The 18,558-nt window shown below is 65.8% G+C and carries 13 protein-coding genes; 7 read left to right on the forward strand and 6 right to left on the reverse strand.

Annotated features, from left to right (window positions below):
• The first annotated feature begins 35 nt into the window (after positions 1 to 35).
• Complete coding sequence (locus BM118_RS15675) at positions 36 to 557, forward strand: hypothetical protein (protein WP_177234350.1); 522 nt, start codon at positions 36 to 38, stop codon at positions 555 to 557.
• A 152-nt stretch (positions 558 to 709) separates the two neighbouring features.
• The gene (locus BM118_RS15680; RefSeq protein ID WP_092186453.1) at positions 710 to 1,183 is read left to right on the forward strand and encodes a secondary thiamine-phosphate synthase enzyme YjbQ; all 474 of its coding nucleotides are present in this window, start codon (positions 710 to 712) and stop codon (positions 1,181 to 1,183) included.
• A 165-nt stretch (positions 1,184 to 1,348) separates the two neighbouring features.
• Here the strand turns inward: BM118_RS15680 and BM118_RS15685 are convergent, their stop codons facing one another.
• Complete coding sequence (locus tag BM118_RS15685) at positions 1,349 to 2,974, reverse strand: MFS transporter (RefSeq protein ID WP_177234351.1); 1,626 nt, start codon at positions 2,972 to 2,974, stop codon at positions 1,349 to 1,351.
• A gap of 346 nt (positions 2,975 to 3,320) precedes the next feature.
• Here BM118_RS15685 and BM118_RS15690 point away from each other — a divergent pair, with 346 nt between their 5' ends.
• Entirely contained in the window at positions 3,321 to 3,992 is a 672-nt protein-coding gene (locus tag BM118_RS15690; protein ID WP_092186455.1) for a response regulator, read from the forward strand.
• A 6-nt stretch (positions 3,993 to 3,998) separates the two neighbouring features.
• Here the strand turns inward: BM118_RS15690 and BM118_RS15695 are convergent, their stop codons facing one another.
• The gene (locus tag BM118_RS15695) at positions 3,999 to 6,839 is read right to left on the reverse strand and encodes an ATP-binding protein (protein WP_092186456.1); all 2,841 of its coding nucleotides are present in this window, start codon (positions 6,837 to 6,839) and stop codon (positions 3,999 to 4,001) included.
• Between the two features lie 198 nt (positions 6,840 to 7,037).
• Here BM118_RS15695 and BM118_RS15700 point away from each other — a divergent pair, with 198 nt between their 5' ends.
• The 3 genes from BM118_RS15700 (at position 7,038) to BM118_RS15710 (ending at position 9,148) form a co-directional block, all read left to right on the forward strand.
• Entirely contained in the window at positions 7,038 to 7,457 is a 420-nt protein-coding gene (locus tag BM118_RS15700) for an organic hydroperoxide resistance protein (protein WP_092187020.1), read from the forward strand.
• A gap of 35 nt (positions 7,458 to 7,492) precedes the next feature.
• On the forward strand, positions 7,493 to 8,521 hold the full coding sequence (locus tag BM118_RS15705; RefSeq protein WP_092186457.1) for an alpha/beta fold hydrolase: 1,029 nt from the start codon (positions 7,493 to 7,495) through the stop codon (positions 8,519 to 8,521).
• 72 nt (positions 8,522 to 8,593) lie between these two features.
• Entirely contained in the window at positions 8,594 to 9,148 is a 555-nt protein-coding gene (locus BM118_RS15710; RefSeq protein ID WP_092186458.1) for a cytochrome P460 family protein, read from the forward strand.
• A 40-nt stretch (positions 9,149 to 9,188) separates the two neighbouring features.
• Here the strand turns inward: BM118_RS15710 and BM118_RS15715 are convergent, their stop codons facing one another.
• Positions 9,189 to 12,698 (reverse strand): PAS domain-containing hybrid sensor histidine kinase/response regulator, encoded by a 3,510-nt coding sequence (locus BM118_RS15715; RefSeq protein WP_092186459.1) that lies wholly within the window; start codon positions 12,696 to 12,698, stop codon positions 9,189 to 9,191.
• Between the two features lie 286 nt (positions 12,699 to 12,984).
• Complete coding sequence (gene hemA / locus BM118_RS15720; RefSeq protein ID WP_092187021.1) at positions 12,985 to 14,214, reverse strand: 5-aminolevulinate synthase; 1,230 nt, start codon at positions 14,212 to 14,214, stop codon at positions 12,985 to 12,987.
• 273 nt (positions 14,215 to 14,487) lie between these two features.
• Between hemA and aroQ the strand changes: the two genes are divergently transcribed.
• Complete coding sequence (gene aroQ, locus BM118_RS15725) at positions 14,488 to 14,919, forward strand: type II 3-dehydroquinate dehydratase (RefSeq protein WP_025575201.1); 432 nt, start codon at positions 14,488 to 14,490, stop codon at positions 14,917 to 14,919.
• Between the two features lie 168 nt (positions 14,920 to 15,087).
• On the opposite strand, the gene BM118_RS15730 is transcribed toward aroQ, so the two are convergent.
• Positions 15,088 to 16,149: an MBL fold metallo-hydrolase gene (locus BM118_RS15730; protein WP_092186460.1), complete on the reverse strand. Its 1,062-nt coding sequence runs from the start codon at positions 16,147 to 16,149 to the stop codon at positions 15,088 to 15,090.
• Positions 16,150 to 16,368: 219 nt separating this feature from the next.
• Positions 16,369 to 18,534 carry a methyl-accepting chemotaxis protein gene (locus BM118_RS15735; protein WP_092186461.1) on the reverse strand — a complete coding sequence of 722 codons (2,166 nt, stop codon included), beginning with the start codon at positions 18,532 to 18,534 and terminating at the stop codon, positions 16,369 to 16,371.
• Between the last annotated feature and the right edge of the window lie 24 nt (positions 18,535 to 18,558).

The raw sequence follows: 18,558 nt of genomic DNA on the forward strand, positions 1-18,558 counted from the left end.
GGATGTGCCACCCGCGCGTCGTGGCGGAGAGTGCGATGAGACCAGCGACGTCGTCCACAACATCATGGTTTGCTGCAGCGGCGCTGGCCGCGGTGATGGCCACCAGCGGCGGTCTCGTTGCCGCGCAATCGGCGCCCGACAGCGAAAACGGCCGCTACAGCATGACGCCGATCCCCGAGGGTGTGCTGCGGCTCGACACCCGCACCGGCACGGTGTCGACCTGCACCAAGAACGGCGCCGGCTGGGCCTGCTACGCGGTGCCCGACGAACGTACCGCGCTCGACGTCGAGATCGGCAGGCTCCAGGCCGAAGTCGAGAAGCTGAAGGGACAGATCGCGGCGGGACCGACCGTGTCGGGCAAGATCGACGAGGCGCTGCCGAAATCCGACCCGCTCAAGAAAGCGGATCCGAAGGTCGCCGAGGGCGAGCGCAAGATCGAGATCCCGCTGCCGAGCGACCAGGACCTGGATCGTGTGATGTCGTTTCTGGAAAAGGCCTGGCGTCGGCTGATCGACATGGCCAACCGCGTGCAGAAGGACGTGTCGGGGAAGATTTGAGAGGGGACCTCTTGGTGTCGTCCTGGCGAAGGCCAGGACCCATACGCCGAGGCCTCTCTGTTTTTCTCGATGCGCGTCGCCACCTTTCGCCATCATGAGCATTTGGGGTAATGGGTCCTGGCTTTCGCCAGGACGACACATCGAGAGCTTTGATGACATCCGCCAGATCGCTGACGCGCTCAGCACCATCGACCGTGCAGGCCACCGTCGTCGTATCGTCGCTGCTGACCGTGCAGACGCAGGGGCGCGGCTTCACGGACCTTACCCGCGAAGCAGCGGCGTTCATCGCCGAGGCCCGCGCGCGCGACGGCGCGCTGACGCTGTTCATCCGTCACACTTCGGCTTCCCTGACGATCCAGGAAAACGCCGATCCCTCCGTGCTTGTCGATCTCACCACCGCGCTATCCAGGCTCGCGCCGGAGAATGCCGGCTGGACCCACGACACCGAGGGGCCCGACGACATGCCCGGGCATATCAAGACGATGCTGACGCAGACCTCGCTTCAGGTCCCGGTCCTGAACGGCAGGCTCGCGCTTGGCACCTGGCAGGCGATCTATCTGATCGAGCATCGCGCCCGCCCGCACCGGCGCGAGGTGGTGCTGCAATTCATCGGCAGCAATCAATAGAGCGTTTTCGAGCGAAGTGGATACCGGTTCGCGCAAAAGAAGACGCGTCAAAACAAGAATCGAGAGCTTCGGTTCTGTTTCCAATCAGAACTGAAGCTCTCGCCCCAAAACAAAACCGGCCGCGGAGACCGCGGCCGGTTGGTGTTGGTTGATCGTTTCTTGCGATCAGTTCGACTTGATGTCGACGTCCTTGGTCTCGGGCAGGAACAGGAAACCGACCACGGCGGTGATCACCGCGAACCCGATCGGATACCAGAGACCCGCATAGATATCGCCCGTCGAGGCCACGATCGCGAATGCGGTCGCCGGCAACAGTCCGCCGAACCAGCCGTTGCCGATGTGGTAGGGCAGCGACATCGAGGTGTAGCGGATCTTGGTCGGGAACAGTTCGACCAGCATCGCCGCGATCGGCCCGTAGACCATGGTGACGAAGATCACCAGGATGAACAGGAGGCCAATGATTGCCGCGACCTGCGGGCGGAAGATGTCGAACGGATTCGACATCTTCACGATGCCGGCGTCACCCGCCTTCGGATAGCCGGCCGCCTGCACCGCAGCGAGCACCGCCGCGTTGCTGTCCTTGGCGTTGGCGTAGGCTACGTCCTTGCCGTTGACGACGACCTTGACGCCGGAGCCGGCGGGGCCGCTGGTCGTCGAGTACTTGACCGACGACTGTGACAGGAAGGCGCGGGCGGTGTCGCACGGCGCCGTGAAGACGCGGGTGCCGACCGGGTTGAACAGGTCGCCGCAGCCCGCGGGATCGGCCACCACCTCGACCTTGGCCTGCTCGATCGCCTTCTCCAGCGCCGGGTTGGCGTTGCTGGTGATCATCTTGAAGATCGGGAAGAAGGTCAGTGCCGCGATCAGGCAGCCGCCGAGGATGATCGGCTTGCGGCCAATCTTGTCGGAGAGCACGCCGAACACGATGAAGAAGCCGGTGCCGAGCAGCAGCGACCAGGCGATCAAGAGGTTGGCGGTATAGCCGTCGACCTTGAGGATCGATTGCAGGAAGAACAGCGCGTAGAATTGGCCCGTGTACCAGACCACGCCCTGGCCCATCGTGCCGCCGAGCAGCGCGAGCAGCACGAGCTTGCCATTCTGCCAGTTGGCGAAGGCCTCCGTCAGCGGCGCCTTCGAGCTCTTGCCCTCGTCCTTCATCTTCTGGAAGATCGGCGATTCGTTGAGGCGAAGCCGGATCCAGACCGAGACGCCGAGCAGCAGCACCGAGACCAGGAACGGGATGCGCCAGCCCCAGGCCGCGAAATCGGCTTCGCCGGTCGCGGTGCGGGTGAACAGGATCACCAGCAGCGACAGGAACAGGCCGAGCGTAGCCGTGGTCTGGATGAAGGAGGTGTAGTAGCCGCGCCTGCCGTTGGGGGCATGCTCCGCGACATAGGTCGCTGCACCGCCATACTCACCGCCGAGCGCGAGGCCCTGGGCGAGGCGCAGCGCGATCAGGATGATCGGGGCCGCGATGCCGATCGTTGCCGCATTCGGCAGCAGGCCGACGATGAAGGTCGACAGACCCATGATCAGGATGGTGACGAGGAAGGTGTACTTCCGGCCGACGATGTCGCCGATGCGGCCGAACACGATTGCGCCGAACGGGCGCACCAGGAAGCCCGCGGCGAACGCCAGCAGCGCGAAGATATCGCGGGTTGCCGGCGGGTAGGCCGAGAAGAACTGCGCGCCGATGATGCTGGCCAGCGAGCCGTAAAGGTAAAAATCGTACCACTCGAACACGGTACCCAGCGAGGAGGCGAGAATGACGAACCGTTCGTCCTTCGTCATACCTCCCGCACCAGATTGAGACACGGCCATTGTCGACATGTTGAGTCGCTCCCCGAAAAAATGCGTTTCCTCACGCCCCGGATGCCCGGTCATGCCGGACCAACCCAGGTCTTGGATCCAAGGTAACATCGGCGTGAAACCCGCCCCAATACGACTTTCGGCCTTGCACACTGACGCGCGCCTGACGGTGCGGTATCGGGCGCCGGTGCGCAGCCGCGACGGCTCTGGGATTAACCCCTTTGCAGCAAAGGGATAATGCGCACTTGCATGCCACGGCCGGGCAGGGAAGAATTGACCAGCCGCGGCATCGACTCGCCGGCCCGGCGCGAACGACAGCAAGAGAACGATGAACGCTCCCTCGACCCATCTCGTCATTGCCGATGATCATCCCCTGTTCCGCGATGCTCTGCGGCAGGCGGTGGCGAGCGTCCTGACCTCGGCCAGGATCGACGAGGCCGGATCGTTCGAGGATCTGACCAAGCTGCTGGAACAGACCTCCGACGTCGACCTGATCCTGCTCGACCTCTCGATGCCCGGGATCTCCGGCTTTTCCGGCCTGATCTATCTGCGCGCGCAATATCCGGCGATCCCGGTGGTGATCGTCTCGGCCTCCGACGACAGCGCCACGATCCGCCGCTCGCTCGATTTCGGCGCCTCCGGTTTCATCCCGAAGCGTTTCGGCGTCGAGACGCTGCGCGATGCCATCCTCAAGGTGATGGAGGGCGACGTCTGGGTTCCCGCCGACACCGACCTGTCGGCCGCCACGGACCCCGACATGACGCGCCTGCGCGACCGCCTGGTGACGCTGACGCCGCAGCAGGTCCGGGTCCTGATGATGCTGTCGGAGGGGCTGCTCAACAAGCAGATCGCCTACGAACTCGGCGTCTCCGAGGCCACCATCAAGGCGCATGTCTCGGCGATCCTGCAAAAGCTCGGCGTCGAGAGCCGAACGCAGGCGGTGATTGCCGCTGCGAAGATCGCCGGTGGCCAGTGGCGGCAGGGCACGCCGACGGGGTGAGAGCCGTTACAACGTCTTCAGGCGCGCGCTGGCAGCCCTGATATCAGCCGTTTCCGAGCCTTCGGCGAAGCCGTCGAGCGCTGATTGCAGCAACAGCTTTGCCTCCTTGCGGCGGTGCTGGTCGGCAAGAAGCTCCGCGAGATCGATCGCCGCTCGCAACACCCAGGCCTTCGCGCCCTTGCGACGGCTCAGCTCCAGCGATTGCTTGAGACACGCCTCTGCTTCCCCGATCTTCGGCTGCGGCAAGGACAGCAATACCCTTGCCTTCATCCGTAGCAGTTCCGGCATGTAGAGATGATCGCCGCTCCGCTCAACGAGGCGGATCGCCTCGTCGATCAGGTGGGCGCTCTGCTCGACCTGCCCCAGTGCCAACAAGCCTTGCACCAGCGCAATGTTGAACGTCGTGGTGAGAAGCTCATAGCCGGAATCATGGAGCTCGCGCAGGCAGGCCCTTATCGTCTCGACGCCGCCTGCGGCGTCGCCGCGCCGGATGGCCAGTTCGCCTTTGACGCCTCGGCCGACGGAGAGATATGGGCCCATCGAACGCGACCCGGCATGCGCGATGAAGCGGTCGATGCTCTCTTCCGCATCGTCGAGCTCCCCGCTCCAGAGGTCGATCGAGACCTGCCATATCAGCGCGATGCAGAGCGTGATCGGATGATCCATCTGCGCGGCCTCGGCGACCGTCTGTCGCGCCAGCTGCCGCGCATCCCCGGGCCGGCCCTGCAGCCAAAGCTCTCGCCCGAGCGAGATGCCGGCCCGGTTGCGGTGATCGAAACCATGCACCGTGCTGATCCGTTCCGTACCCGGACCCTGCCAGGCAGCCTCCAGCATGTTCAGCGCGTCGCGATGCTCGCCGGCCAGATGCAGCGAGACACCCAGGAGCGAATGGGCGAGTCCGATGGACGCGGCATCGCCCAGCGTTTCGGCGACTGTGAGGCTCTGCCGCGCGTAGCCAAGCGCGGCACCGAACTGTCCCATTCGCTCGTGGAAGATATGCATGCGGCCGAGCAGCTGGAGCTGGTTCGGCGCGTCGCCGCGCGCCTCCGCGATCGCAAGGCTTCTGCTCAAGGCGCGGCGCGCCGCTTCGCTGCCGCCGCGCGTGAACATCAGGGTCAGTCCGAGGGCGGCCTGGATGTGCATCTCCTCGGCGCCGCCGTGTGTGGAAGGATCGATCGCAAGCAGCGCCCGTTCCGACCAGCGCCGGCATTCGATCAGCAGTGACATCGCGAGAAAGATGGGAGCGGCCGCAGCGGCGAGCGCAATGCCGATGCCTGCATCGCCGTTCGCGCCAAAGCACCAGTCCAGCGCGGCGCGCACGTTGTGAAGCGCGGAGAAGTGGATCGCGCGTTCGTCGGCGCTCGGCACCGTCGCCCATGTCGTACCGGCCTGTTCCAGCCATCGCCGGTAGTAGCTCGCGTGACGGGCCGCGAGCGCCGCGTCATCGGGCTCGATCTCGAGCAGATAGGCGCGCGTCGTGTCGAGCAGCCGGTAGCGCATCATCGCGCCGATCGGGCGCGGCGCGACCATCGACTTGGCGACGAGGCTGTCGATGGCGTCGAACAGGCGGGCGCGGTCGACACGGTCGTCCGGCACGAGCTCGAGCGCGGCGTCGATGGTGAAATGGCCGGCGAAGATCGCGAGCCTGCGCAGCACGAGGCGCTCGATGTCGGACAGGAGCCCGTAGCTCCAGTCCAGCGTCGCCTGCAATGTCTTCTGCCGCGGCGGCGCGGTGCGCTGCCCCTGCCACAGCAGATTGAGGCGTTCGTCGAGCAGGGCCGCCGTCTGCTCCAGGCCGTAGGCTTCGACCCGGCCGGCGGCGAGCTCGATCGCGAGGGCCATGCCGTCGAGCCTGCGGCAGATGCCGGCGACGATCGCAGTATTGCCGTCGTCGAGCGCGATCTGCGCGCCGCCGGCGGCCGCTCGCTCGAGGAACAGCTGAAGCGCGGGATAGGTCTGTGCGACGGCCGCCGTCAGTCCGGCACCGTCAGGCGGAACGGCAAGCGGTGCCAGTCGATAGACCTGCTCGCCCTCGACGCGCAGGGCTTCGCGGCTCGTGGCCAGGATATGGACATGCGGCGCGGCGTGGAAGATCTCCGCCGCCAGCGGCGCTGCGGCGGCGATGACGTGCTCGCAATTGTCGAGGATGAGCAGCATCCTCTTGTCCCGGAGATGCGTGAGCAGCGCGGGCATCGGGTCGTCAGTCTGGGCTGGCAGACCCAGCATCAGCAGGATCGAGGTGATCATGAGATCGGGATCGCTCAGAGCGGCAAGGTCAACAAAGTGTGCGGCGTCGGCGAAGGTCGCGAGCAGATCGTGAGCGACCGCCACCGCAACGGCGGTCTTGCCGACGCCGCCCGGGCCGACGATCGTGACGAAACGCGAGCTGATGAGCCTGTCCGAGATGGCCGCGACCACTTCGTCGCGTCCGACCATCCGCTGCAGCCGGTTCGGCAGCTTCACGGGCGGCAGTTCCATGCGCGGTGCGGGGCGCCGCTCTGCCGGAATATCCGGTTGCGAGATCGGCGCCACGAAGCAATAGCCGCGGCCGGAGAGCGTGGTGATGTAGCGGGCGCCGTCCTTGCCGTCGCCGAGGACTTTACGCAGCGCTGCGACATGAAAGCGCAGATTGGCCTCTTCGACGGTCATGCCGGGCCACACCAGCGCCATCAGATCCCACTTGCTGACGACCTCGTTCGGCCGCGACATCAGCGCGATCAGCGTGTCGAAGGCTTTCGTGCCGAGCGGCAGCGCGACGCCGTCGCGCGTCACGAGCCTTTCGCGCGGCGTCACGGTGAATGGCCCGAACGACAGGGGTCCTGCCGTAGGTGCAGCCGGCTCGGTCATGGCGAGATCTTGGTCCTTGTGAACGGACCGGATAGCCAGATGATCGCGATCCGGCAAGGCCGCTCCTGCATCGGCGTCAGGCCGCGCATGCAGGCCTCATGAGGCGCGCAGGCGGGGATCTCACAACTTCTCACAAGTCCAAACGGGTGTCCTGCGACAGCCGCTGCTAGTCAGTTGCGCGACGGCGAGGAGACCTTCATGACGCAAGCGGCAAAACTGCTCTACACGGCCCGAATCCACACCGGCGGCGGGCGGCAGGACGGCATGTCCCGCAGTTCGGACGGCCGTCTCGATGTGCGGCTCTCTCCGCCGGGCGGCGCCGGCATCGGCACCAATCCCGAACAGTTGTTCGCGGCCGGCTGGTCGGCCTGCTTCGAAGGGGCCATGGAGATCGCGGCGCGCAAGCGGAAGATCACGCTTCCCAGGAAATGCGCGATCGACGCGGAGATCGACCTTCTTCTCGATGAGGGCGCTTACTCTCTCCGGGCCCGCCTCAACGTCAGCCTGCCGGGCCTCGATCGCGAGGTCGCGCGCGACATCGTCGATGAGGCGCACCAGACCTGTCCCTATTCCAGGGCCGTCCACGGCAACATCGACGTCGCGGTCGCGCTGATCTGACCAACATCTCCGACCATCAACAAGGTAGCACCATCATGAAGCAGCTCATCGACCAGCATCGCCGCAAGTTTCTTGGCATCGCCGCCGGAACCGTCGCCGTCGGTCTTGGCGTGGTGGACCTCGCCCGCGCCGAATCGGAAGCGCCGCGATCCTCCGCAACGCATGCGTCCTTCGGCACGATCAAGCAGATCGATGCCGGCGTCCTCAATGTCGGCTATGCCGAGGCTGGCCCGTCGAACGGTCCCGTCGCGATCCTGCTGCACGGCTGGCCCTACGACATTCACGCCTTCGTCGATGTCGCGCCGATCCTGGCAAGGGCCGGCTATCGCGTCATCATCCCCTATCTGCGTGGCTACGGCACGACGCACTTTCTCTCCAGCGAGACGCCGCGCAATGGCGAGCCTGCTGCAATGGCCGCCGACATCATTGCGCTGATGGACAAGCTCGACATCAAGAAGGCGGTCGTCGCCGGCTTCGACTGGGGCGCGCGTACCGCCGACATCATCGCCGCGCTGTGGCCGGATCGCTGCCGCGCGCTGGTCTCCGTCAGCGGTTATCTCATCTCCAGCCAGGCCGCCGGCAACGCGCCGCTGCCGCCGTCGGCCGAGCTGCAATGGTGGTACCAGTTCTATTTCGCGACCGAGCGCGGCCGTGCCGGATACGAGAAGTACACGCACGATTTCGCAAAACTGATCTGGAAGCTCGCCTCGCCGCAGTGGAAGTTCGACGACGCCACCTTCGACCGCAGCGCAGCGGCGCTCGACAACAAGGATCATGTCGCGATCACGATCCACAATTATCGCTGGCGGCTCGGGCTCGCCAAGGGCGAAGCGAAATACGAGGAGCTCGAAAAGAAGCTCGCGGCGGCTCCGCTGATCAGCGTGCCGACGATCACGATGGAAGGCGACGCTAACGGTGCGCCGCACCCCGACCCCAGCGTCTATGCCAAGAAATTCTCCGGCCGGTACGACTATCGCCTGATCACCGGCGGCATCGGCCACAATCTGCCGCAGGAGGCACCGCAGGCCTTTGCCAAGGCCGTCGTCGACGCCGACGGCGCCTGAGGATCCGTCAGCACCTCGGTCCGGCCGGGCTGGACCGAGGTTCATCCGTTGATCCCAGCTTGATGAAACGTCATGACGCCAACTGAACCTGCAAAGAAAAGATTCTCCTTCACCTCGGTGATCGTGCTTGCCGCGCTCCTTCTGGTCGTTCTCCTGACCTGCGTGCCGTACCTGGTCTCGATCGCGCTGGCGGAGGGTCCCGCGACAGCCGATGCCTCGCCGATCTTCGGCGTCACGATTCCCGCGGGCTACAAGCAGTGGGAGCTGGTCGCGCCGGCCGAAGAGGCCGCGCCGCTCGACGAGCTTCGCGCGGTCGTCGGCAACCAGGTGGCAATCGACGCCTATCAGGCCGGAAAGCTTCCGTTCCCGGACGGCACCATTCTGGTCAAGCGCGCCTGGAAGCGGAAGCCGTCACCGGAATTCGCGTCCGCCACGATTCCCGGCGCTGCCACCACGGTCCAGGTGATGGTCAAGGATTCCAGGAAATATGCCGCCACCGGCGGCTGGGGTTTTGGCCGCTTCGTCAACGGCAAGCCGGTCGACGAAGCCCAGCACCGCACCTGCTTCGCCTGCCACGAGGCTCGGGCCAAAGGGCACGACTACGTCTTCACGCGGCTCGCGCCTTGAGTTGCGAAGGCGTACCGGGGCGGTCGTCAGCAGGTCTGTCTCACTCAGCCGCCACCATCTGCTGCGTGCGCCACTGCCCGAGCAGGGCGCGCAGCGAGGCCGGCTTCACCGGCTTGTTCAGCACGGCGATCTTCTCGTCGCGCGCGGCCAACTGCACGGCGGGGCTGCGGTCGGCGGTGATCAGGATCGCAGGAATGGCGTCGCCGAAGCGGCGGCGGATGTCGCGGATCGCGGCGATGCCGTTGCCGCGATCGAGGTGATAGTCGACGAGCAGCCCGGTGACGCGCTTGCCCGCAGCTTCGATCGCGGCGATCGCGCCTTCGGGATCGGCGACCGCGATCACCTCGGCGTTCCAGGCCTTCAACAGTGTCCGCATGCCGTCGAGGATCGCCGCATCGTTCTCGATGCAGACGATCAGCGCGCCCGCGATCGGCGTGCGCGCCAGCGGCGTCGCGCTGGTCACGGCGGCGGTGAGGGTGATCGCCTTCGCCGTCGGCACCGTCACCGAGAATACCGAGCCGCCGCTCACATTGGCGTCGATGGCGATGCCGTGGTTGAGCACGCGCGCCAGCCGTTCGACGATCGACAGGCCGAGGCCGAGACCGCGCGCGATCCGCGCACCCTGCTCGAGGCGGTGGAATTCCTTGAAGATCTCGCCGCGCTTGACCGTGGGGATGCCGACGCCGGTGTCGTAGACGCAGATCTTGAGCGAGGCGCCGCGGCGGCGGCAGCCGACCAGCACGCGGCCGCGCGGGGTGTATTTGATCGCGTTGGAGATCAGGTTCTGGAGCAGGCGCCGCAGCAGGAGGCGGTCCGACTCCACCGGCAGCGAGCAGGCCACGAAGGTGAGATCGAGGCCCTTGGCGCGCGCGATCGGAGCGAACTCGATCTCCAGCGAGCGCATCAGATCGGCCATCTTGAAGCTCGAGATCGAGGTCGCCATCGCGCCGGCGTCCAGCCGGGAGATGTCGAGCAGCGCGCCGAGGATTTCCTCGATGGCCTGGAGCGATTCGTCGATGTTCTCGACCAGCCGCGTCTCCTCGCCGCTGTGCTGGCGTTCGACCAGGCTGGTGACATAGAGCCGCGCCGCGTTCAGCGGCTGGAGGATGTCGTGACTGGCGGCGGCGAGGAACCGCGTCTTGGAGATGCTGGCGTCTTCCGCCGTGCTCTTGGCCAGCGCCAGCTCGGAGTTCAGCCGCGTCAGCTCCTCGGTGCGGTCGCGCACCCGTTTTTCCAGCGTCGCATTGGCGCGCTCCAGCGCTTCCGCGGCCTCGAAGGTGGGCGTGACGTCGGTGAAGGTGATGACGAAGCCGCTGCCGGGCATGCGGTTGGTGAGCACCTCGATCACCATGTGGCGGTCCGGCAGGCGCTCGAGATAGGGCTCGCTGTCGGTGGTATAGGCGGCAAGCCGCCGCTCCAGCATGGCCTCGCGCTCGATCGGATCGGCCGGATTGCTCACGTCCATGAATTCCAGGATTTCGCGAAGCGGCGTGCCGAACTGGATGAAATGCGGTGGCACGTTGAGGAGATCGCCGAATTGCCGGTTGGAGCAGATCAGTTGCAGGTCGGCGTCGAACACCGCGATGCCCTGGCGCACATGGTTGAGCGCGGTCTGGAGGATCTCGCGGTTGAAATGCAGCGCCGCATGGGAATCGTCGAGCAGTTTCAGCGCGGCTTTGGCGGAGACCGTCCGCTTGCGCAGTAGCAGCGACATCACGAGGCGCGAGGACGCAGCTCCAATCGAGGAGGCGATCAGGTGCTCGGCGTGCTGCAGCAGCTCGAAATCGGCGGGCGCTGCCGGCTCGAGCCGCACATTGCGCCGTGCCGAGAAGGCCTCGAACGAATGCCGGGCGCGGTCGGGCCCGAGATATTGCGCCACCGTGGTCTGGATGTCCTGCACGGTGACGGTGGTGCGCCAGCGGCGGAAATTCGGGGAGATCGGCGCGAGCGTGTCGGGCACGAACAGATCGGCCTGCACCAGCTCGATGGACGAGGGCCGCCGTGCCAGCGACAGCAGCACATAGGTGAGGATGTTGAGCGACAGCGACCAGATGACGCCGTGCATCAGCGGCGGCAGGTCGGCGCCGAACAGCGCCTGCGGCCGCAGCGCCTCGATCCCGAACGGGCCGTGCAGGAGCAGCAGGATGCCTGCGGTCGAGGAATCCATGAAGCTCGGAATGAACAGCGTGTAGAGCCACACTACGAAGCCGACCAGCATGCCGCCGATCGCGCCGCGCGCGGTCGCCCGCCGCCACAACAGCCCGCCGAAGAAGCTCGGCGCGAGCTGGGCGATGGCGGCAAAGGACAAGAGGCCGATCGCGACGAGTTGGGTGTTGCCGAGCGCGCGGTAGTAGAAATAGGCCATCACCATGATGGCGAAGATCGCGAGCCGGCGCGAGCGCAGCAGGAAGTCGCTGAAATCGGCGCCGCCGGTGCGTCCCTCCGGCCGCCGTTGCAGCACCAGGGGCACCACGAGGTCGTTCGAGACCATGATGGAGAGCGCGACGCATTCGACGATAACCATCGCGGTTGCCGCCGACAGGCCGCCGACGAAGATGGCGACGCTGAGCAGATCCGCGCCGCCCTCTATCGGCAGCGCCAGCACGTACATGTCGGGGTCGGCCGTGCCGAAGGGAAAGCTGACGAGGCCGGCGATCGCGATCGGGATCACGAACAGGTTGATGGCGACGAGATAGAGCGGAAACAGCCAGCGCGCGCGGCCGACCTCGGCATCGGAGGAATTCTCCACCACGCTGACATGGAACTGGCGCGGCAGCAGCATGATCGCGCACAGCGACAGCAGCGTCATGGTCAGGAAGTTGCCGATCGACGGCGAATAATTGATGGCGCGCACCGCCTCCGGCGTCTTCATCGCGCGCTCGATCAATTCATGCGGCGAGAACATCCAGAAGGTGACGAAGATGCCGGCGGCGAGGAAGGCGACCAGCTTGACGATGGATTCGGTCGCGACCGCCAGCATCAGGCCGTGCTGATGCTCGGTGGCGTCGGTTTGTCGCGTGCCGAACAGCACGGCGAAGGCCGCCATCGCCAGCGTCACCATCAGCGCCATGTCGCCGAGGATCGGGATGTGGGAGAAAGCCTGATCCTCGCTCAGGATCGTCCCCAGCGAGGAGGCGACCGCCTTGAGCTGGAGCGCGATGTAGGGCACCGAGCCGATGATCGCGATCAGCGCCACGGTCGCCGCCACCGCCTGGCTCTTGCCGTAGCGGGCGCCGATGAAGTCGGCGATCGAGGTGATGTTGTGGGCCTTGGCGAGCTGGATCACGCGGCGCAGTACGCCGGCGCCGAGCCCGATCATCAGGATCGGGCCGACATAGATGGCGAGGAAGTCGGTGGATGTGCGGGTGGCAAAACCGACCGAGCCGAAGAAGGTCCAGGAGGTGCAGTAGATCGCCAGCGACAGCGGATAGATCAGCCCGGAGGCACGTCCGCGCCCGGCCGGCGAGCGGCGGTCGCCATGGCTCGCCACCAGGAACAGGAAGCCGATATAGCCAAAGGCGGCGGCAATCACGCCCCAGTCGTGCAGCATGGCGAGCGTGCTTCTCCCTGGGCGCGACGGCGCCCGATCTCATTTTCCCTGCAAATCTAGCGCGTTGGATGGACGCAAGCGACAGCGAAATGCCGTGCCGGGACGGGAACTGGGGTTGTCGTTAAGGTGCCAACCCCGACGTCGTCCTGGCCTAGTGCGCAATTGCGCACGGGAGCCAGGACCCATAACCACAGGACGTGGTTATAGGCGCGCAGGTTGCTCCAGCGAGCTGCAACAATTCGGAGTCGGGGGAACGGGTCCTGGCTTTCGCCAGGACGACCGGAGCCTACTCCGCCGCCAGCGACTTTTCGCGCAGCGGCAGGCCGAGGCGGTCCCATACTTGCAGCAGCGCTTCGGCGAGCTGATCGATCAGGCCGTCGTCGTGATAGGGCGAGGGCGTGATGCGCAGGCGCTCGCTGCCCTTGGCGACGGTCGGATAGTTGATCGGCTGGATGTAGATGCCGTGCTCTTCCAGCAGGAGGTCGGAGGCCTGCTTGCACTTCTCGGCATTGCCGATGAACAACGGCACGATGTGGGTGTCGCTCGACATCACCGGGAGGCCGGCAGCATTGAGGATCGCCTTGACGCGGGCGGCGCGGTCCTGGTGGCGCTCGCGCTCCCAGCTCGAGGTCTTCAGATGCTTGATCGCGGCGGTCGCGGCGGAGCAGATCGCCGGCGGCAGCGCGGTGGTGAAGATGAAGCCCGGCGCATAGGAGCGCACGGCGTCGATGATCTGGCCGTTGGCGGCGATGTAGCCGCCGAGGCAGCCGAACGCTTTCGCGAGCGTGCCTTCCAGAATGTCGATGCGGTGCATGACGCCGTCACGCTCGGCGATGCCGCCGCCGCGCGGGCCGTACATGCCGACCGCGTGGACCTCGTCGACATAGGTCATCGCATTATATTTCTCGGCGAGATCGCAGATCTTGGCGAGCGGGGCGACGTCGCCGTCCATGGAATAGAGGCTCTCGCAGGCGATCAGTTTCGGCCGGTTCGGACCCGCGGCCTTCAACAGCGCTTCGAGATCGGCGAGGTCGTTGTGGCGGAACACGACGCGCTCGCAGCCGGACTGGCGGATGCCCTCGATCATCGAATTGTGGTTGAGCTCGTCCGACAGGATCAGGCAGTTCGGAATGAGCTTTGCGATGGTCGCGATGCCGGTCTGGTTCGAGACGTAGCCAGAGGTGAACAGCAGCGCGGCTTCCTTGCCGTGGAGGTCGGCAAGCTCGGCCTCGAGCTGCACCAGCGGATGATGCGTGCCGGCGATGTTGCGGGTGCCGCCTGCGCCGGTGCCGACGCGCGTCGCGGTCTCGACCATGGCGCCGACCACCTTCGGGTGCTGGCCCATGCCGAGATAGTCGTTGGAGCACCAGATCACGACGTCGCGCTTGCCCTTGGGCGAGTGCCAGATCGCGTGCGGGAACCGGCCCGCCATCCGTTCCAGATCGGCGAACACGCGGTAGCGCCGTTCAGTGTGGAGACGGTCGAGGGCAGAATTGAAGAACTGGCTGTAATCCATCGGCAAAACCTGCAACGGAACCTGACCAAGGGGGCGCATCTTCTTAGAGCTTTTCCAGCTCCAATGTCTATGCGCTATCCCACATTTGGCCCTGGAGGGCATTTGGGCAAAATGCCCTATCGGCCAAGGAACGACTTGATCCCGATCAAAGAACTCACGGGCTCGTGTAATGCTGCTTTGCGGTAGGCGTCGCGAGGGGCCGATACGGCAGCCTCGGCCTGCCTTGGGCCCGGCAACGCAATTCAGCAGATCTTCATTCGAAAGGACTTTCCCATGAAGCGCGTGATGATCCTCAACGGTCCCAACCTCAACATGCTCGGCATCCGCGAGCCGCACATCTATGGCACCACGACTCTCGCAGAGGTCAACGCGAGCTGCGAGGAAGCCGCCGCGAAGCTCGGGCTCAAGCTCGCTTTCCACCAGTCCAACCATGAGGGCGTGCTGGTCGATCTGATCCAGTCGGCGCGGCAGGACGCCGATGCCATCGTCATCAACCCGGCCGGCCTCTCCTTCACCTCGGTCTCGATCATGGACGCGATCAAGACGTTCGAAGGCCCGGTGCTGGAAGTCCACATCTCCAACATCCACGCCCGCGACGAATATCACCGGCACTCCAAGATCTCGTTCGTGGCCTCAGGCGTGATCTGCGGGCTGGGCCCGTTCGGCTACATCGCGGCCCTGCACGCGATCGCGAATATGAAGTGATGCCAGCCGCGGCGGAGGTCCGCTCCCTCGCCCCGTCCTTACGGGGAGAGGGTTGGGGTGAGGGGCTGTTTCGGCAATCACGGTGATAGTGGGATTCGCGGAGACTCCCCCTCACCCGCCACGCTTCGCGTGTCGGCCTCTCCTCGCAGGCGGGGAGAGGCGAAAGACTCACGTCGTCCGAAACTGCAGCACACCGTTCTTGGTCTCCGCCGTCAGCCGGCCCTCGACGATCATGTAGTTGACGTGGGCGACCAGCTCGCCGGCGGCGAAGCCCATCTGGTGTTCGTCCAGCACGTGCTTGTTGAACACCACGGGCACCAAGGCGCGCGAGGTCTGCGGCACCTCGCGGCAGGCTTCCGCGATCAGGCGACAGCGCTCCTCGTGGTGGTCGGCGAGCTGCTTGATGCGGGTCTTGAGCCCGTAGAACGGCACGCCGTGGCCGGGCAGCACCAGCACGTCATAGGGTAGCGTCGTGGTGAGGCTGGCGAGCGAGGCGAGATATTCGCCGAGCGAGTTCTGGTCGGGCTCGACCGCCCACACGCTGACATTGGGCGAGATCTTGCTCAGCACCTGGTCGGCGGAAAGGAACAGCTTGTCGTCGGCGCAATACAGCATCACCTGGTCGAGCGCGTGGCCGCCGCCGGTGATCACCTTGAAGCGGCGCGTGCCGATCACGACGTCGTCGCCATGCGAGATGCGGCGGTAGGACGGCGGCAGCACCGAAACGCGCTTGAGATAGTCCTGGCCGCGCCCGAGCAGCTTTTCGGTGAGTGACTCGTCCATGCCGTGGCGGCGGAAGAACAGCCGCTGCGCCTCCTGCCGCTCCTCGGTGCCGCGGTTCTGGTGATAGACCGATTGCAGATATTCGACCTGCGACATCACCAGCGGGCAGTTGAACCGCTCGATGATCCACCCGGCGAGGCCAACATGATCGGGGTGCGAATGAGTGACGATCAGGCGGGTGATGTTGACGCCCTTCAGCGGCCCGTCGAACAGTTTCGTCCAGGCCTCGATCGTCTCCTCGTTGCCGAAGCCGGCATCCACCATGGCATAGCCGTCGCCGTCGGCGAGCAGATAGATGTTCACATGGTTGAGGCGGAACGGCAGCTTCAGCCGCGCCCACAACACGCCGGGCTTCACCTCCACGACCTCGTCGGGGCCGGGATGCTGGTCCCAGGGGTAGCGCAGGGCCTCGCCGGAGGACTGCACGGTGTCGGTCTTTGCGTTCATGCTACCGACTTAAACCCGGCGGGCGCGCCGCGCCAGCCGAAAAAGGACGCGAGTTCGGCTCGCATAGCGGTCATTCCGGGCCGGATTTTTCCGTGACCCGGATGGAGCGCAGCCCAAAAATGCCGGTCATTCCGGGGCGCGCGTGAGCGCGAACCCGGAATCTGGAGGTCGTCGCGCGAGATTCCGGGTTCGGCGCTAAGCGCCGCCCCGGAATGACAATCAGGCCGCCCGCATGTTGTTGAGGAACGCGTCGATCTCTCCGCGCAGCAGGTCGGCCTCGCGGCGCAGCGAGTCCGAGGCGCCCAGCACTTCGCTCGCCGCAGCGCCGGCTTCGGCAGAGGCGGTGGAGACGCCGACGATGTTGCTGGAGACCTCGCTGGTGCCGCCGGCGGCATGCTGAATGTTGCGCGCGATCTCGCGGGTGGCCGCGCCCTGTTCCTCGACGGCAGCCGCGATCGTCGTGGTGACGTCGTTGATCTCGCCGATGATCCGGCCGATGCCCTGGATGGCGCCGACCGCCGAGGTCGTCACGTCCTGCATGCTGGCGATCTGGGTGCGGATCTCCTCGGTCGCCTTCGCGGTCTGGCTCGCGAGGCTCTTCACCTCGGAGGCGACCACCGCGAAGCCACGGCCGGCCTCGCCCGCGCGAGCCGCCTCGATGGTGGCGTTGAGCGCGAGCAGATTGGTCTGCGAGGCGATGGTCTGGATCAAATCGACCACGACGCTGATGCGGCTCGCGCTGTCGGCGAGGCTCTGCACCGTGGCGTCGGTCGCGCCGGCTTCGTCCACCGCCTTCTTGGCGATCCCGGCCGAGGTGACCACCTGACGGCTGATTTCGGCGATCGAGGAGGACAGCTGCTCGGTGCCGGCCGACACGGTCTGCACGTTGACCGAGGTCTCCTCCGCGGCGGAGGCGACTGCGTTGACCAATGCGTTGGACTGGTCAGCGGTGTTCGACATGCTCTGCGCGGTCGATTGCATCGAATTGGCCGATTGCGCCAGATTGTCCAGCGCGGTGCGCACCGTGCTTTCGAATTCGGCGATCCTCGCCTCGATGCGTGCGGCACGCTCGGCCTTGGCGAGGCGATCCTTGTCCTGCTCGCCGGCGAGCGCACGGGCCTCGACCATGCTATCGCGGAACACGGTCAGCGTGTCGGTCATCGCGCCGATCTCGTCACTATGCTTCGAGCGCGCGATCTCGGTGTCGAGATCGCCGGCGGAGAGTGACTGCATGGCGCGCTGGAGGCCGGTGATCCGGCGCAGGATGTTGCGGCCGACATAGAGCCAGACGAACAGGGCCGAGCCGACCAGCGTCAGCGCGCCCAGCGCCAGCATTGCGGTCGTCGCCAGCGAGATCTCCTGCCGCGCCTGGAAGGTCGATGCGTTAGTCTCCTTCTGCACGCCGTCGACGAGCTGCTGCACGCTGATGCCGAGGCCGACATTGAGCTTGCGCGTCTCGTCCAGGATGGTCTGACCGTAGTCGACGGAGTCGAGCTCCTTCTCGCGCAGATTGAACACGCCGGTCTTGCCGGTGCCGAGCGCCAGCAGCTTTTCCGCGGTCTCGCGCAGCATCTTGTTGCCCTGATTGTCCGGCAACAGGTCGAGGTTGGACCGCAGGCGTCCTTGCGCCGTCTTGAATTCCTTCTGGATGTCGTCGAGCTTGTCGCTCGTGTTCGCCGACAGCGCCGCGCTCATGTCGGCGGCTGCGAGATTGCCGCTGGCGACGACGTTGCCGAGCTGGCCGACGGTCTGCGCAGCTTCGTTGGCATCTTCGGCGGACATATTGGCCGAGCCGAGAATGGCGTTGACCCGGGTCTGCGCGTCCAGCATCGCCGGACTGGCCGCGCCGACGAACGCGCCCTGCGCGTTGCGCAGCGCGTCATACTGCTTGTCATGGAGGGCCGCGATGTCCAGCCGTTCGCGGGCGGCCTTGGCCAGGCTTTGGGCCGCCTCGTTGATGCTCTTCATCGTCTCGCTGAGTCCGGAGACGACGGCCTTGTCGCCGCCGAGCTCGATGATCTCGTTGAGCTTCTGCTGCGTCTGCTCCTGAAATTCCCTGAGCTTCTTGGTGCGCTCGTTCAGGGCGTCCTCGCTTTGAGCCGCAAGCAGGGCAGGTCCCTGTGCCGCAAGGCTCGCGCTCAGTGCCGACAATTGCAGGCTGGCGGCGAGGCGCGGAATGTCCCGCCCGCTCAGTTCAGTCATGCGTCCGCCGAGATTCTGCAGCACCAGGCCGGCGCCGGCCGAGATCACGAGGCCCATGCCCGCGATCACCGCGAAGGCCGCGAACAAGCTGCCGCGCACGCCCCATGTCGGCATCTTGAAACGAGGCCTCAATCGGCCAAGGAAACTGCCAGGAAAACGGCCCAGCCCCAGACGGATCGCCATCGAACTTCCCCCACGCTCTTGCTT

This window comes from Bradyrhizobium sp. cf659 (genome assembly GCF_900113725.1).
GTDB lineage: Bacteria > Pseudomonadota > Alphaproteobacteria > Rhizobiales > Xanthobacteraceae > Bradyrhizobium.

What these genes read in the sequence shown, in the direction of transcription:
- BM118_RS15675 (WP_177234350.1), top strand. Translation starts at nt 36, where the DNA reads ATGAGACCAGCGACGTCGTCCACAACATCATGGTTTGCTGCAGCGGCG.
- BM118_RS15680 (WP_092186453.1), top strand. Translation starts at nt 710, where the DNA reads ATGACATCCGCCAGATCGCTGACGCGCTCAGCACCATCGACCGTGCAG.
- BM118_RS15685 (WP_177234351.1), bottom strand. Translation starts at nt 2,974, where the DNA reads ATGACGAAGGACGAACGGTTCGTCATTCTCGCCTCCTCGCTGGGTACC.
- BM118_RS15690 (WP_092186455.1), top strand. Translation starts at nt 3,321, where the DNA reads ATGAACGCTCCCTCGACCCATCTCGTCATTGCCGATGATCATCCCCTG.
- BM118_RS15695 (WP_092186456.1), bottom strand. Translation starts at nt 6,839, where the DNA reads ATGACCGAGCCGGCTGCACCTACGGCAGGACCCCTGTCGTTCGGGCCA.
- BM118_RS15700 (WP_092187020.1), top strand. Translation starts at nt 7,038, where the DNA reads ATGACGCAAGCGGCAAAACTGCTCTACACGGCCCGAATCCACACCGGC.
- BM118_RS15705 (WP_092186457.1), top strand. Translation starts at nt 7,493, where the DNA reads ATGAAGCAGCTCATCGACCAGCATCGCCGCAAGTTTCTTGGCATCGCC.
- BM118_RS15710 (WP_092186458.1), top strand. Translation starts at nt 8,594, where the DNA reads ATGACGCCAACTGAACCTGCAAAGAAAAGATTCTCCTTCACCTCGGTG.
- BM118_RS15715 (WP_092186459.1), bottom strand. Translation starts at nt 12,698, where the DNA reads ATGCTGCACGACTGGGGCGTGATTGCCGCCGCCTTTGGCTATATCGGC.
- hemA (WP_092187021.1), bottom strand. Translation starts at nt 14,214, where the DNA reads ATGGATTACAGCCAGTTCTTCAATTCTGCCCTCGACCGTCTCCACACT.
- aroQ (WP_025575201.1), top strand. Translation starts at nt 14,488, where the DNA reads ATGAAGCGCGTGATGATCCTCAACGGTCCCAACCTCAACATGCTCGGC.
- BM118_RS15730 (WP_092186460.1), bottom strand. Translation starts at nt 16,149, where the DNA reads ATGAACGCAAAGACCGACACCGTGCAGTCCTCCGGCGAGGCCCTGCGC.
- BM118_RS15735 (WP_092186461.1), bottom strand. Translation starts at nt 18,534, where the DNA reads ATGGCGATCCGTCTGGGGCTGGGCCGTTTTCCTGGCAGTTTCCTTGGC.